Annotated in this window: 13 protein-coding genes; 6 read left to right on the forward strand and 7 right to left on the reverse strand. The window is 59.4% G+C overall.

The window, feature by feature from the left end; translation table 11 throughout:
* Positions 1-88: 88 nt before the first annotated feature.
* The 7 genes from fae to PHA01_RS19530 all read right to left on the reverse strand — a co-directional run bounded on the left by fae (position 89) and on the right by PHA01_RS19530 (position 6,514).
* Positions 89-595, reverse strand: coding sequence for a formaldehyde-activating enzyme (gene fae / locus PHA01_RS19500; protein WP_112529174.1), 507 nt, complete (start codon positions 593-595; stop codon positions 89-91).
* 153 nt (positions 596-748) lie between these two features.
* Positions 749-1,612, reverse strand: a complete 864-nt coding sequence (locus tag PHA01_RS19505; RefSeq protein WP_271898026.1) for a triphosphoribosyl-dephospho-CoA synthase — start codon at positions 1,610-1,612, stop codon at positions 749-751.
* Positions 1,609-2,523 (reverse strand): ATP-grasp domain-containing protein, encoded by a 915-nt coding sequence (locus PHA01_RS19510; RefSeq protein ID WP_271898027.1) that lies wholly within the window; start codon positions 2,521-2,523, stop codon positions 1,609-1,611. Before PHA01_RS19510 ends, PHA01_RS19505 begins: the two co-directional genes overlap by 4 nt.
* 47 nt (positions 2,524-2,570) lie before the next feature.
* Positions 2,571-3,524, reverse strand: coding sequence for a methenyltetrahydromethanopterin cyclohydrolase (gene mch / locus PHA01_RS19515; protein ID WP_271898028.1), 954 nt, complete (start codon positions 3,522-3,524; stop codon positions 2,571-2,573).
* The gene (locus PHA01_RS19520) at positions 3,521-4,660 is read right to left on the reverse strand and encodes an ATP-grasp domain-containing protein (protein ID WP_271898029.1); all 1,140 of its coding nucleotides are present in this window, start codon (positions 4,658-4,660) and stop codon (positions 3,521-3,523) included. The genes mch and PHA01_RS19520 overlap by 4 nt, the downstream gene beginning before the upstream one ends.
* A complete protein-coding gene (locus PHA01_RS19525; protein ID WP_271898030.1) occupies positions 4,626-5,522 on the reverse strand; it encodes an NAD(P)-dependent methylenetetrahydromethanopterin dehydrogenase in 897 nt (298 codons plus the stop codon). Before PHA01_RS19525 ends, PHA01_RS19520 begins: the two co-directional genes overlap by 35 nt.
* Positions 5,523-5,548: 26 nt before the next feature.
* On the reverse strand, positions 5,549-6,514 hold the full coding sequence (locus PHA01_RS19530; protein ID WP_271898031.1) for a beta-ribofuranosylaminobenzene 5'-phosphate synthase family protein: 966 nt from the start codon (positions 6,512-6,514) through the stop codon (positions 5,549-5,551).
* A gap of 100 nt (positions 6,515-6,614) precedes the next feature.
* On the opposite strand from PHA01_RS19530, the gene PHA01_RS19535 reads away from it, so the two are divergent.
* From PHA01_RS19535 to PHA01_RS19560, 6 genes are all read left to right on the forward strand, one after another.
* Complete coding sequence (locus PHA01_RS19535) at positions 6,615-7,004, forward strand: 4a-hydroxytetrahydrobiopterin dehydratase (protein WP_114431955.1); 390 nt, start codon at positions 6,615-6,617, stop codon at positions 7,002-7,004.
* Between the two features lie 83 nt (positions 7,005-7,087).
* Positions 7,088-8,182, forward strand: a complete 1,095-nt coding sequence (locus tag PHA01_RS19540; protein ID WP_271898032.1) for a molybdopterin-binding domain-containing protein — start codon at positions 7,088-7,090, stop codon at positions 8,180-8,182.
* Positions 8,176-9,804: a formylmethanofuran dehydrogenase subunit A gene (locus tag PHA01_RS19545; protein ID WP_271898033.1), complete on the forward strand. Its 1,629-nt coding sequence runs from the start codon at positions 8,176-8,178 to the stop codon at positions 9,802-9,804. Before PHA01_RS19540 ends, PHA01_RS19545 begins: the two co-directional genes overlap by 7 nt.
* Before the next feature lie 5 nt (positions 9,805-9,809).
* Positions 9,810-10,718, forward strand: a complete 909-nt coding sequence (fhcD, locus tag PHA01_RS19550; RefSeq protein WP_271898082.1) for a formylmethanofuran--tetrahydromethanopterin N-formyltransferase — start codon at positions 9,810-9,812, stop codon at positions 10,716-10,718.
* The gene (locus PHA01_RS19555) at positions 10,715-11,530 is read left to right on the forward strand and encodes a formylmethanofuran dehydrogenase subunit C (protein WP_271898034.1); all 816 of its coding nucleotides are present in this window, start codon (positions 10,715-10,717) and stop codon (positions 11,528-11,530) included. Before fhcD ends, PHA01_RS19555 begins: the two co-directional genes overlap by 4 nt.
* A gap of 574 nt (positions 11,531-12,104) precedes the next feature.
* Positions 12,105-13,733 carry an MFS transporter gene (locus tag PHA01_RS19560; protein WP_271898035.1) on the forward strand — a complete coding sequence of 543 codons (1,629 nt, stop codon included), beginning with the start codon at positions 12,105-12,107 and terminating at the stop codon, positions 13,731-13,733.
* Positions 13,734-13,781: the final 48 nt, after the last annotated feature.

A 13,781-nucleotide genomic window follows, 5' to 3' on the forward strand; every position in this document is an offset into this window, starting at 1 on the left:
ATGTCTAGAAGCCCAGACTTTTTGCCAACCGGCGCAACAGACCCTCCGGTTCCACAGAGGGTTTGCTCTGTGCGGGGTTGTCTCGTGTCTAAGCGCTGAATGGATGCTTGACTGAATCGCGCTGCGCGGTTGCTTCGGCGGCAGTCGGCTTGCCCGTCACTGCGCGCTGCAGCGCTTCCTTGGTTGCACGATAGTTAAAGTCCTGGATCTTCGCATCGTCTTCGGCTTCCCAATGGATGAAGACGCCGACGCAGATGAACAGATCGTCGGCTTCGTCCGCTGGAATGGTGCCATCGGCAACACTGTCCTGAACCGCTTTAGCCACTGCATGCTGCGCAGGTCCGAACATCTGGACCGCCTGTTTGGCGCCCTTGATCGTAACCTTGTTGAACAAAATTGTATTCGGCTTGCACGCCATATTCGGCGCAATAACCGCAAGAAGGGAGGTGAACCCGTCCTTGTTGTTCGTCAATGCATTGCAGAATGCCGTCTCGACAGCGCTGCCACGCGGTCCGATCAGAAGATCGATATGCGCAACTTCATTTCCATCGCCAATCAGCGATTCGCCAACCATAACCTTATTGATTTTTGCCACGGCCAATTTCCTCCTAAACCGTTTTCCCAATGGTTTGTCCAAAGACGCCGTACCTCGAGACACGACTCTCGATGGACAGCTATCCTTGTTCACAGCACCCTTCGAGCGGGGTCGGTTGGCCAGATAGCAGCGGACGAAATCCGCTTGGGAAATTCAAGCATTTACCTCGCCATTATGCAAGACCAAGTTGAGTCCAAATGCAAAAAGCGTCGCCACTGTCAGGTCTGCGGAGGTTCCGGGATTGATGTTGTCGGCTTTCAATTGGGCGTCGAAAGCAAGCAGCAATTTTTCGCGCTCTTTCCCATCGTCGAGGACTTCGACGCGTGTCAGAATTTGTTGCGCTTGCTTTTGTGTTTTTCCGGCAATTGCACTGCCGTGCTTGCGGACAATATGGCTGTCGAGAAATGCCGAAAGGAAAAACAGATAGGTAAAAACCACCGGCCACATCGCGCGCTCGCCGCGTTTCGCAGCGGCATTGTAAGCCTCGAGACCTCCGCCAAAAATATCGGCAAATCCGGTGACATATTGCCGGGCAATCATGTCGCGATCCGCGGCTTCGCCCATCGCTTCCAGCAGTGACACTTGCGGGATAGTCGAGACATCATGTTTGGGCGCGGAGCCGAGGCCACCGGGCTGCGCCAGCATGATCGCCGAAAAGACATCGCGCGCATCATCGACGTCCAGTTTGTCAAGGATCGTGGCAAGGTCGCGTTCAAGGTCTGGCCCACCATTTGCCGCCGCTTTGGCCAAGGGAGCGCATAAAAGCAGGATACCGAGATTGGTATTGGTTCCGACCTTGCGACGCGTCTCCCGAACCGCCGCGAGAATGCGTTGTCCGGTGGAAAGGGCAGGGTCTGTCACCGCCTGCGATGAAGCCTGCGCGCTTTCGAAAAACTGCTCGGCGCTCATGCGATGACCGTCGGCAAAACGATGCACATTGCCGGGCTTCAGTGCGTCGATCTCCTGATAACAGGCATCGATATAGGCGCGCCTTATCTGCTCGCGCGTCGGGGTCACGCCGCCGGTCTCTCGTCGAGTTCGTCCTCGATCCAAGCCGCCAGGGCGTTGGCGATGCAATCGGCGATGCGCACGGGAACGACGGATTGCAGCCCGGTCCAGGCGGGCATGCTGTTGACCTCGAGAACAAGCAATTTGCCGTCGGCTGCCGGAATGATGTCGATGCCGGCGAAGTCGGTGCCGATGGCTGCGGAAGCCGCAAGCGCAAGGCTTTCCAGCTTGGCGCGCAATGGCCCTTTGACAGCCTCCGCTTTCGCCCCTTTGGCAATATTGGTGATCCAGCCTTCGGCGCGGCGTGCCATCATGCCCAACACTTCGCCATCGCAGGTGAAAACGCGATAGTCGCAGTAAGGAGGCCCGGGGCGTGCCACGAAACGCTGCAGATAATAGACATCATCGACCTCTTCCGGCTCCGGCAGGTCCTCGATGCTGCGGATCAGGCGAATGCCTTTCCCTTGAGAGCCGAACAGCGGCTTCAACACCAGTGGACCGTGCACGAGCTCGCGGGTCGCAACCAGCTGGGCATTGGCAATGCTTTCCACCGCAAAGGTTTCCGGCGTCGGCAGTCCTGCCTGTGCCAGCAGGAATGTGGTGGTGGATTTATCGACGCAACGCTCGATAGCCTTGGCCGAGTTCCATACCGGAACGCCAAGATGCGCAAAAGCGTGCAGGATGCCGAGACGGCGGGTGATCGCCTCGAATGTGCCCGACGAAATCGACCGCACGATCACTGCTGCGGGCAGGGCGCCGTTCATGCGCGGGATGGCAATGCCAGAGGGGTAGCGGCTGTCGAAGCCGATATCCACCAGCGGCAGCGCCAGGACGTTGAACCCGAGCTTTCGCAGCGAGGCGCGTAGCTGTTTCACCTGGCGGTCGGGCCGGTCCGAAAGGATCAGTATCGTATCTGTCATGTCTGCGTCTCAGAGCCCGTTTTGCTGTAGAATTTCGGTGCGGGCTCTCAGCCCAGGGACTGTTCCAGCATCGCGCTGTGAATTCCACCGTGGCGGAACGTATCACCGGTTTCAATCGCTGTAACGATCACCTCGGCGGGGCTGAACAGACGCGGATCGATGGCATAGAAATCCCCTTTGAACTTCTTGAAAATATCGGCAAATGGCTGGCCATGGTCGCGAGACGTATGGCTCGGCAGTTGCTCCGCCAGGTTGCGCGCGGCTTCGGCGCTGCCCTTGACGAACAGCTGGACGGTTCCGCCGTAGATGATGGCATCGTTGGTCCGGCCCATGGCTTGCAGGAAGTCCGGATGCGGCGCCGGGATCGGCGCGCGGCCTGCACCGTCGACGATATCAGCCAGCGGGAATTTGAGGTCATGCGCCTTGTGTAGGGCGACTTCGAGCACGCGCCCGACAATCTGCACCGCGCCCGTCAGGCTTTGGGTCGGAGCATAGATGAAGGTCAGCTTGTCAGGCGCAAGCCCTGTCGCCTTCGACACCTTCTCGATGATTGCACCGGGCGGCGGCGTCGAGGTTTCGAGCACGATCACCGATGATTGAGCCTTGGGTTCGCGATAGGCGATTTCCTCAAACAGCGGCTCCACCCGTGCAAGCGCACGCACGGGACCGGAACCCATGGCGAAATACTTTTCGTGCGAGAGATTCCATCCGGCATACTGGCTGGCGAGGCAGGCGAGGACTGGTTGCGACGAGCGGACATCGACCGAATAGGGCCACTTGCCCGAGCTCAGCCCTGCCGACACGGTTCCAAGCCCGCCGAGACAGATTTCGACGATACGCAGGGCAGCCTCGATACCGCCTGGACTGTTTGCGCCCGCATCGATCAAATGCTCGCCAAGGCTTCCGCGACTGTGACTGACGCCGAGCCGGTCCGCATCCTCGATCATGCTGTCGGCTATGCGTTGCGCGTTTCTGTTCAGATAGGCATGACCGTCCCTCATGGAAAATCCCCCCTCCAGTTAACCGCGAGCTCCTTTACGCGGCTCTTCACGGCGCGCATCGCTGCTGCAGCGGAAGGAGCCGTGGCAAAAACCGTGCAGACAGGGTCGCCTGCTTTAAGTGTTGTTCCTGACATCTGATGATCCGCCGTCAGCGCCGGCCAATCGATTTTCGGAAAGGCGCTGATTGCTTTCGCCGTGTAGGCGATCGCCGAAGCGGTCGAGCCCTTATAGGCGGGCAAGGTTATGTTGGATCCCATGACGGCGCGTAAGTGTTCGCGCAGCAGCGGCGTCTGGTCGCAGTCGAAAATGTCGAGTGTCGCGCCGGGGCGCGGATTGATCTCGATCAGATTGAGGCCTGCATCGCCATCGATGAAATCGGCGCTGTTGAGGCCGGCAAGGCCGGTGCGTTTCGTTAAAGCCGTCAGCCAAGCCTTGATCTGTGCTGCCTTGTTTTTGTCGTAGCGCCGCAGTCGCACCGCACCGCCATAGCGAAATGGCGTGTGCTCCGAAGGCGACGACCATTGCCGGCTGAATCCCACAATGTGCGCCTCTCGCCTGTCAGCGAGAAAGAGCGCGGAAACGTTCCTGCCCGGAATGAAGCGCTGGAAATAATGCTCGTGTCCGGACGCATTGCCATTGGCTGGCTTCACGTGCGAACCACCGGCACCGCCGGCGAGCTTGGTCAGCCATTCTTGCGGATGTTCCGGCGCATCGAATCGAATATCGGGATGCGGTATCGAGAGCTCGGAACATAGCCGCGCCAGTCCGGCCGGGTCCTTCACCACGCGGACTGTTTCCGCAGTGTTGCCGGCGATCTGGAACTGGCGAGAAATCGCCTCGATCATCTCCGGCCTGCGCTCGAAACCCGAACCGTAGATCACGCCTACCGGCTGGTCATCGCCTGCAAGTTCAATCAGCGTCTGGGTGATCCGTTCCTGGTCGATTCCGCATTGGAGGCTGCCGGAAAGTTTCAATGCGCGGTCCGCCAATGCCAGCGTATCGGCATCGTTGAAAAGGTCGGCGACCAGCGGCCGGAAACCGGCACGCCGCGCCGCCGCTGCGAGAGAGCGTCCGGAAATCGCGGCGATCAGGATCGCGGGATTATTTGGCGAGGTCGCGAGCAAGGGTGAATGCATCCCGAAAATCAAAGATAACCGGCTTTTTCGCCTTGATCATCTGTTCAAACAAACCGGCTTGCGTCTTGTATTTGACATTGCCGATGGAGAGTGGACCAATGCCGACAGCCTGCGTCGCATCGAGTGGCTCGCCATTGGCATTGACTTTCAAACCCTCGATACCTGCCGGCGGGACAGCATTCACATCGGCGGCGACCAGAAGCCCGCCTGCAGAACCGAGCTGCGCCCGCGAAATCACCTGAATGCCAGCCTTTGCCGCCGCCAGCACGACTTCCGTACCTTCGACGATTGCAGCCTTTTTGGCTTCCGTCGAACCGTCGACAGGCTCGACGATTACGCCGAAGCGCTGCTTGATCGACGCTGCAATCTCCTGCACGCGCTCAATGCCATCGTGACCCACGATCGTCACCCGCGCGCCCTGTTCGGCGGCGATGACCGCTGTGCAATAACCCACGACACCCGTCGCACCGAAGACCGCCACCGAGGTTCCGTTCAATTCGCGGTCATGGTGCTTGATCAGCGCCTTTTCGACTTTGGCGACCATCGCCGCCGCCGTGGTGAACGAGCCTGCCGGATCGGCGAAAACCGATATTTCGAATGGCGGCACCATGGCTTTCTTCGCCGCATCGAGCATGTCGAGTGCCGTCGGCGCATCCTTGCCCGCAAGGAAGATGCCTGTCGCAACCCCCGCATCCGGCGGGCGCGAAAAAATCGCGTCCTGGACGAGATTGCCGACATCGGCAAGGGTGACGTCCGTGTAGGGCACCACGGCGTGGTAGCCTGCATCGAGCGCCATATTGACGTCGAACGGGCTCATTTGCCGAAGTGGTGTCAGCATGTGAAGGATGGTTTTGCGGCTCACTGTTTCCGCTCCTTTGATAATGGGCCCTAAGCTGTTGCGAAGTTCAACGTGGTGTGCGTGATATCCGCACCTGCATTTCTGCCCCCAACGATCTGGATGGTGGTGCCGGGCGACCGCCCGCCGATCGCATCGACAATGCGCGTCGCCTCCGACTGCGAGGCAGCAAAGGCGAAACCCGTCGGTCCCCATGAGCTCTGGCCGATGCCCACAGCACCCGCCTGTGCCAGCTGCCGTATAGCGGCTTCGACATGCTTGCTGGTGAAGACGCCGCCCTGCGCCGGTGCGAAATAGTTGCCGATCTCGGCCTGTATCGCTTCCACAGCGCGGCCGAATGATGGGAGATCCTGCTCGATCAGCGCCGGCATGCTACCCATCAGCACATGGCGGCAGATTGCAGCCGAGGTTTCGACCGGGAACGGCGGTAATGTCCGGAAAGCTTCGATCTCGGCCTCGCCATGGATGCCTTGCGTCGAGGCATCGAAGACGAGGATGATGCGCCAGGCTTCAGGAAACGGTATGCGCGAAATAACGGTGGGTGCCGCGCTGCCAGCGCCTTTTCCCGCATCGACGATCACGCCGCCCTCGTCGAATGCAGCGATACCGATGCCGGAGCGGGAGCCGCGTCCGAGCAGGACAGCGTCGTTGACGGCGTCGAGCGGCAGACCATGCAGCGTGCGGATAGCAGCAGCAACAGCCAGGGCGATCTGCGTGCCGGAACCGAGGCCTATATGCCGCGGGATCGCTCGCTGCACATGGATACGGTGTTGCGCCTTGATGCCGAGATGATCGCACAGTGTCACGGCATGCTGTTCGATGCGCGCCTGTTCGTCACCATGAACCTGTGTCTCGGCCGAACGGGAAATCGTCAGGACTGTCGCGATATCCTGCACAGGCAAGCCGACGCTGCCGAAGCGGTCGGTGCCAGAACGCGGTATATCGAGAAAGCCGAGATGAAGGCGCGCCGGGACTTTAATGGTGACGGATTCCGACATTTGCTATTCTTTACACAATCTCAAAAATCGGGCCCTGCACTATGATATCGTCTTTCGACCGAGGTGCAAGCATCATCAACGAAGAAGTGGAGTATCGCCTATGACCGACGAGAAGAAGCCCAAGGAAAAGGTATATTCCGAAAGCGAAATCAACGAAAAGCTCAAGGCGGATTTGCCGCACTGGCGCTATGAGAACGGCTGGATTCGCCGCAAATACAAGACCCATGGCTGGAAGTCGACCCTGATGGTGATCAACACCGTTGGCCATCTCGCCGAAGCCGCCTGGCATCATCCGGATCTGAAGGCCTCCTATGCATGGGTCGAGGTCCTGCTGCAGAACCATGCGGCCAAGGGCATCACCGACAAGGATTTCGAGCTCGCCAAAAAGATCGAGAGCGTCGTTCACTGGCAACCGGGCAAGGAGGCGGGATCGCTGGAAGGAACGCCGCAAACCGACCAGCGCTTCGCCTACGTTAAGTACGACGATTGATCTGAAATTTTTTGCATACCGACAGGGTTCACATTCGAAAAAAAGGTAGCTAAGTTTAGGCAGGCACCAGAAAGTTGCGGAATATGTCGGTTGCATGGATTGGCAGCCAGCCGGTACCTTTGACGGATGCTGTTCGGAATGCTGCAAAGCTTCTGGCATCCAGCCGCTGTCCAGTTTTCACCCTCGATGCGGATGTGCATGGTACGCGCAGTGCCATAGCGCTCGCCGAAAGGTTAGGCGGTGCTTACGATCATGCCGCGGGTGATGTGCTTGCCAAAGAGGTCGCCCTGTTCACCGATCACGGCGGCATGTTCACGACTCCGGGAGAAGCGCGCCGCCGTTCCAGCCTGATCGTCATCGTCGGCGAAATTCCCGCCGCCCATCACGAACTCCTGCAGGCCTGGGCAGATTCGCAGCCGGATCTTGGCGACAGGCACAAGCGCAGCTTGTTCCATATCGGTGGAATCGAAACGACCGAAGCTGGCAGGCTCGCCCGCAAGTTGAAAGCGATACCGCTGCGCGGAGAGGGACTGTCCCTTCCTGCCGCGCTTGGCGTGCTTCGCGCCGCGTTGCAGGGCCAGCGCATTGCTGCCTCCTTGAGCAATATCGAACGTTTCAAGAAGGCCCTGGCTACCGCGCAATTCCCGGTGTTCGTCTTCTCGGGCACGTCGGGCGACACGGCCGGCCTCGTCATGCTGCAGGGCCTGATCGCTGATCTCAACAAGACCGGCCGCGCCAGCAGCGTGTTTCTCCCTGCCGATGACGACGCGTGGGGCACGGCGCTCACCTCGCTATGGATGACGGGCTTTCCGCCCCGAACAGGTTTTTCGAATAGCCTCCCAAGCTATGACCCCGGGCGATGGGACATCCAGCGCATGATCCGCGACAAGGAAGCGGACCTTCATGTCTGGATGTCGACGAGGGGTGGTGAAACTCCCCCTCTGGGGGGAAAGATACCGCTGATATCGCTGAGCAAAACCAATGCTCCAACGTCGGGTGCCAAAGTCACGATTTCCGTCGGCAAGGCCGGCATCGATCATGATGGCGTTTCGTACTCGAGCCGGACCGGCACATTCAGGGCGGTGCAGGCCGCCCAACCTTCGCAACTGCCGAGCGTCTCGAGCATCATAGGTCAACTCGCGGAAGCTCTTCCAGGCAAGAAGGCTCTGCCATGCTGATTCGTCTTACCGGCGGAGAGGTCGTCGATCCCGTCAACGGCGCAACCGCAAAGCGCGACGTCTGGATCAGGGACGGCCTGCTTGTCGATGCGCCGAAGGGCGCGACGGCGGACGAGACGCACGACGTCTCCGGCTGCATCGTCATGGCCGGAGCCATCGATATCCATTCGCATATTGGCGGCGGCAATGTGAACACCGCGCGCCTGCTTCTACCCGAGCATCACCGCGCGCACCTGCCGCGCCCGGCCAATACACCACTGTCGAACGCCGGCTGGTCGACCTTCCAGACCGGCACGCTCTACGCGCAGATGGGTTTTACCACCGTTGTCGAGCCAGCGATGGCGCCGTATGCCGCTTTGCATACGCATCTCGAACTCGCCGACATCCCGATCATCGACAAGGCGACGCTTGCGATCCTCGGCAATGATGATTTTACCCTGTCGCTCCTCCGCGATAGCAAATCCAAGGCGATGCTCGACGATTATGTCGCCTGGATCATCGGCTCAAGCCGCGCCTTGGGTGTTAAAGTTATCAATGCCGGCGCGGCGGCGGCCTTCAAGGAGAATGTCCGCTCGTTCTCGCTCGATGATATCGTGCCGGAATATGGCGTCAGCTCGCGCAAGATCGTCAAGTCGCTGCAGGCATCTGTGACGCGGCTTGGCGTTCCGCATCCCCTGCATGTGCACGCCAACAATCTCGGCATTGCCGGCAGTGCCGACACGGCTGCTGCGACGATTGCCGCGACAGAAGGGGTGCCGCTGCATCTCGCCCATCTGCAGTTCTATGGCTATGGCACCGAGGGCAAGCGTAAATTCTCGTCGGAAGCGGCTCGGCTGGCGGAAGCCGTCAACGCTAATCCGGATGTCACAATCGACATTGGCCAGGTGATGTTCGGCCAGACGGTGACAATCTCGTCGGACGTGATGCGGCAGTTTTCCGCGATCGGCAATGCCAGCCCGAAAAAGACCGTGATTCTCGATGGCGACGGCAATGGCGGCGGCGGCATCGTGCCCTATCGCTATAAACAGGACTATTACGGCTCGCTGCAATGGGCCGTCGGCCTCGAGCTTTTCCTGCTCATCACCGACCCATGGCGCGTCTACTTCACCACCGATCATCCGAACGGCGCGCCTTTCACCGCCTATCCGGAACTCTTCGAACTCTTGATGAGCAGCAATGCCCGCGATGCGAAATCCACCGAGCTCAATGCAACGGCGCTCGGTCTGACGACACTTGCCTCGGTTCGCCGTGAATACACGCTGGAAGAGATCGCCATCATGACCCGTGCAGCTCCCGCCAAGCTCCTTGGCCTCAAGGATCGCGGCCATCTCGGGGCCGGCGCCATCGCCGATGTCGCGGTCTATCGCAAGGGCAGGGACATCGCAAAAATGTTCCGCGAAGCCGCGCTGGTCTTCAAGAATGGCGATCTCGTCGTCAAGAACGGCAAGGTCACCCATTATCGCTGGGGCAAGACTCTGCGCCTCAACCCGCCGCCGGACAAGGCGATGGTCAAGCGCATGCAAGCCTACCACGAAGAGCGCTACGGTCTTTCGCTCGACTGGTTCACCTTCCCGGATTCCGCAATCCAGCGTCCGGACCCATTTGCGGAGGTGATTTCATGAACGGGATGCATCAGTTGAACCGCAATGGCGTCGTTATCGACGACACGTTCGCCGAAGCCTTCGGCATGCGCGCCACTGCGATCATCATCACGGCGCCGACGTTGAAGTGGGCGCGGCAGGCCGCCATCACCATGACTGGTTATGCGACCTCGGTTATCGGCTGCGGCTGCGAGGCGGCCATCGACAGGGATTTGCCCGCGTCGAAAACCCCGGATGGCCGGCCGGGTTGCCGTGTCATGATTTTTGCCATGGGCACGGACGAGTTGCAGAAGCAGTTGAAGAACCGCCTCGGTCAGTGTGTGCTGACATCGCCCGGCAGCGCCTGCTTTGCCGATCTTGAAGGAACAGCGCCGCTCGATCTCGGCAATGCGCTGCGCTATTTCGGCGATGGCTGGCAGATATCGAAGAAGTTTGGTGGCAAGCACTATTGGCGCGTGCCGGTGATGGATGGCGAGTTCCTGTGCGAGGCAACGACGGGGCTGACCAAGCTTGCCGTTGGCGGCGGCAATCTCCTGCTCCTTGCTGCCGACAATGCCAAGGCCCTGCGCGCGGCGGAACGGGCCGTAGCCGCGATCGAAAAGGTGCCCGGCGCGATCATGCCGTTCCCGGGTGGCGTCGTCCGGTCGGGCTCGAAAGTCGGCGGCAAGTACAAGGGCATGATGGCTTCGACGAATGATGCTTTTGCACCGACCCTGCGCGGCGTTGTCAACTCCGCGCTGACGCCGGAGGTTAATGCAGTGCTGGAGATCGTCATCGATGGCGAGACCGACGACGCTGTGACGGCTGCCATGCGCGCAGGACTGAAGGCGGTCATCGAACTTGGGCCCAAGCGAGGTGCGGTTCGGATCAGCGCCGGCAATTATGGCGGCAAGCTCGGCAAGTTCCACTACCACCTGAAGGATCTGCTGCCATGAAAGCGCTGACCTTCTCGCTGCTTGCCGAACCGGAAGAACGTCTCGACCTGTCGGCTCTGACACCTGCCGGGCTGGCCGGGTTGACGGATGTGCAGATCGCCAAGCTGCGTATCGGAACTACTCGCGATCCCGCCTTGGTGGGCGATATCTTCAAGGTCACCGGCAAAGATTTTCAGAGCATTATTTTCGAGGGCGGCAGTGCGCGTTTCGACAAGGTCGGCACCGGGCTGAGCGGCGGTGCCATTCGCGTCACCGGCAATGTCGGTCTTGAGGCGGGCAGGAAAATGTCCGGCGGTTCTCTGCTCATTGACGGCAGCGCCGGCGACCATGCGGGTTCGGGGATGGTCGATGGTAGGCTTGAGATCAAGGGTAATGCCGGAGACTATCTCGGCGGGCCGCTTGCCGGTGAAATCACCGGCATGGAAGGCGGTTTGCTGATCGTTCGCGGCAAGGCCGGAAATTATGCGGGCGAAAGACTGCGCCGCGGCATCATTGCCATCCTCAAAGGTTGCGGTGACTATGCCGGCTACCGCATGATCGCCGGGTCGATTGTCGTTGCCGGCCGCGTTGGCGCGATGCCCGGTTACCTGATGAAGCGCGGGTCCCTGTTCCTCGACCGCCGCCCGGAAAATCTTGCCCCGACCTTTGTTGACTGCGGTGAAACCGACATCGCTTTTTCGGGCGTGTTCGACCGGTTTCTTATCCAGGAGAAAATCATGGACAAGCCGCTGCTCGGCGCAAGACCGGGTAAATTTGGCGGCGACGTTGCCGTGTCCGGCAAGGGCGAAATTCTGTTCCGGCGAGGCAGGTAACTGATTCCTGCCGCTGATTTTGATGAGATGGTATGAACAGTATTTGAAAAAGGGCGCCTTGCTTTCCGTCATCCTCGGGCTTGACCCGAGGACCCATCAGCGTTTCAACCAACTCGACGCGTTTCAGCAAGACGGCGATACGGTACACAGAACCAAATCCTACTGAAACGCTTCGGAAGAATTGGTGTGCAGCGCCACTTGGCCGTGGGTCCTCGGGTCAAGCCCGAGGATGACGGAGAGAGTGGGGGCAGCTGACAAAAAAATTAAAGAAACGCTCGTTCAATTAATCTGCCGCCGAATTGCCGGAAACTGCCATTCTCGAGGGTTTGAAAGCTGTTTTTGGCGCAGATATCGCGCGCCTTCTTGCGGTTCTCACATATGAATGTCGGAATCTCACATAAGGAACCTCGAATCTGGCGCAAGATTTTCAACCGGCGCGTTTAATCTAATTGTATGAAGTTGTGAGAAACCCGCAAATTGGCGGGAGGGCGGAATTCGACGACTGGCAATCGGTGGAGTCTCGCTTATAACGGGATAGTAACGCCAATGTCTTCCAAAGAAGAAAGTTGACGAGGTGACAGACCGGGCATCGCCACTCGCGCCATTCAGACACGATATTTTCAGAACTGTCTGGCTCGCGAGTCTTTCCTCCAATTTCGGTTCCCTGATCCAGTCAGTCGGCGCGGCCTGGATGATGACAACCATCTCCGATTCCGTGGACATGGTTGCGCTGGTGCAGGCGTCGACGGCACTGCCTATCATGCTGTTTTCGTTGGTATCCGGCGCTCTTGCCGACAATTTCAACCGCCGCCGGGTGATGCTTGTCGCGCAGTGTTTCATGCTCGGCGTATCGGTTTTTCTAACCTTGTTCTCTCACTTCAACCTGATCACGCCGTGGCTGCTGCTCTGCTTCACTTTCTTGATCGGGTGCGGAACGGCGCTGAACAACCCTTCATGGCAGGCTTCGGTGGGGGATATGGTACCGCGCGATGATTTGCCGAATGCGGTCGCATTGAACAGCATGGGCTTCAATATTACCCGCAGCGTTGGCCCTGCCATCGGCGGTGTGATTGTCGCTATAGCAGGTGCCGCAGCTGCGTTCGCAGTCAATACTGTAAGTTATTTGCCGTTGATATATGCATTGTTCCGCTGGCAGCCGAAATACGACGCCAATCCCTTGCCGCGCGAAACTTTGGGGCGGGCGATTTCCGCTGGTCTGCGCTACGTCGCGATGTCTCCGAACATCGGAAAAGTCATTTTTCGCAGCTTCATTTTCGGCCTCTCCGCCAGCGCCGTTCTCGCTCTTTTACCACTGGTGGCGCGTGATCTCGTCCATGGCGGCCCGCTGGTTTACGGTGTCATGCTCGGCTCCTTCGGCATCGGGGCGATCGCCGGTGCATTGATCAGCGCGCGTCTGCGGGAATATCTGTCGAGCGAAGCCATTGTTCGCATTGCCTTTATTGGCTTCGCAGTGAGTGCTGGCCTCACCGCAGTGAGCAGCAATGTCTGGCCGACCAATGTCGCATTGCTGCTTTCCGGTGCATGCTGGGTGCTTGCGCTTTCGCTGTTCAACGTGACGGTGCAGCTCTCGACGCCGCGCTGGGTGGTCGGCCGCGCCTTATCGCTTTACCAGACGACGACTTTTGGCGGCATCGCCGGCGGCAGCTGGTTATGGGGCGTTGCAGCGGGCGAGTATGGCGCAGACAGGGCATTGCTCGCTTCAAGTATAGTCATGTTGTTCGGCGCGGCGATTGGCCTGCGCTATGCTTTGCCAGAGTTTAAAACGCTCAATCTCGATCCACTCAATCGCTTCAGCGAGCCGCTGCTGAAACTCGACCTGAAACCGCGCAGCGGCCCTATCGTCATCATGATCGATTATGTGATTGCCGAGGACGATGTCCCTGATTTCCTTGTGGTTATGGCCGCCCGGCGTCGCGTCCGCATTCGCGATGGGGCAGGGCATTGGGCGCTGATGCGCGATCTGGAGAACCCCGAAATATGGACCGAAAGTTACCACACGCCGACCTGGGTCGAGTATGTGCGTCACAATCAGCGGCGCACCCAGGCTGATGCCGCCATCGGGGATCGGATCCGCGCGTTGCACCGCGGTCTTTCGGAACCGCGCGTGCATCGCATGATCGAGCGCCAGACCATCCTGCCGCACGATATCGCCGCGCACAAAACACCGATTGATCTGTCCTGATAAAGCAGAATTGTCCAATACATTCATATTGTTGTCGCATGCGGAGCT

It is taken from the genome of Candidatus Phyllobacterium onerii, assembly GCF_028331445.1.
In the GTDB taxonomy this organism is placed as follows: Bacteria; Pseudomonadota; Alphaproteobacteria; order Rhizobiales; family Rhizobiaceae; genus Phyllobacterium; species Phyllobacterium onerii.

Coding starts and splice junctions, on each gene's coding strand:
- PHA01_RS19510 (WP_271898027.1), bottom strand. CDS start 2,523: ATGACAGATACGATACTGATCCTTTCGGACCGGCCCGACCGCCAGGTG.
- mch (WP_271898028.1), bottom strand. CDS start 3,524: ATGAGGGACGGTCATGCCTATCTGAACAGAAACGCGCAACGCATAGCC.
- PHA01_RS19520 (WP_271898029.1), bottom strand. CDS start 4,660: ATGCATTCACCCTTGCTCGCGACCTCGCCAAATAATCCCGCGATCCTG.
- PHA01_RS19530 (WP_271898031.1), bottom strand. CDS start 6,514: ATGTCGGAATCCGTCACCATTAAAGTCCCGGCGCGCCTTCATCTCGGC.
- PHA01_RS19535 (WP_114431955.1), top strand. CDS start 6,615: ATGACCGACGAGAAGAAGCCCAAGGAAAAGGTATATTCCGAAAGCGAA.
- PHA01_RS19540 (WP_271898032.1), top strand. CDS start 7,088: ATGTCGGTTGCATGGATTGGCAGCCAGCCGGTACCTTTGACGGATGCT.
- PHA01_RS19545 (WP_271898033.1), top strand. CDS start 8,176: ATGCTGATTCGTCTTACCGGCGGAGAGGTCGTCGATCCCGTCAACGGC.
- fhcD (WP_271898082.1), top strand. CDS start 9,810: ATGCATCAGTTGAACCGCAATGGCGTCGTTATCGACGACACGTTCGCC.
- PHA01_RS19555 (WP_271898034.1), top strand. CDS start 10,715: ATGAAAGCGCTGACCTTCTCGCTGCTTGCCGAACCGGAAGAACGTCTC.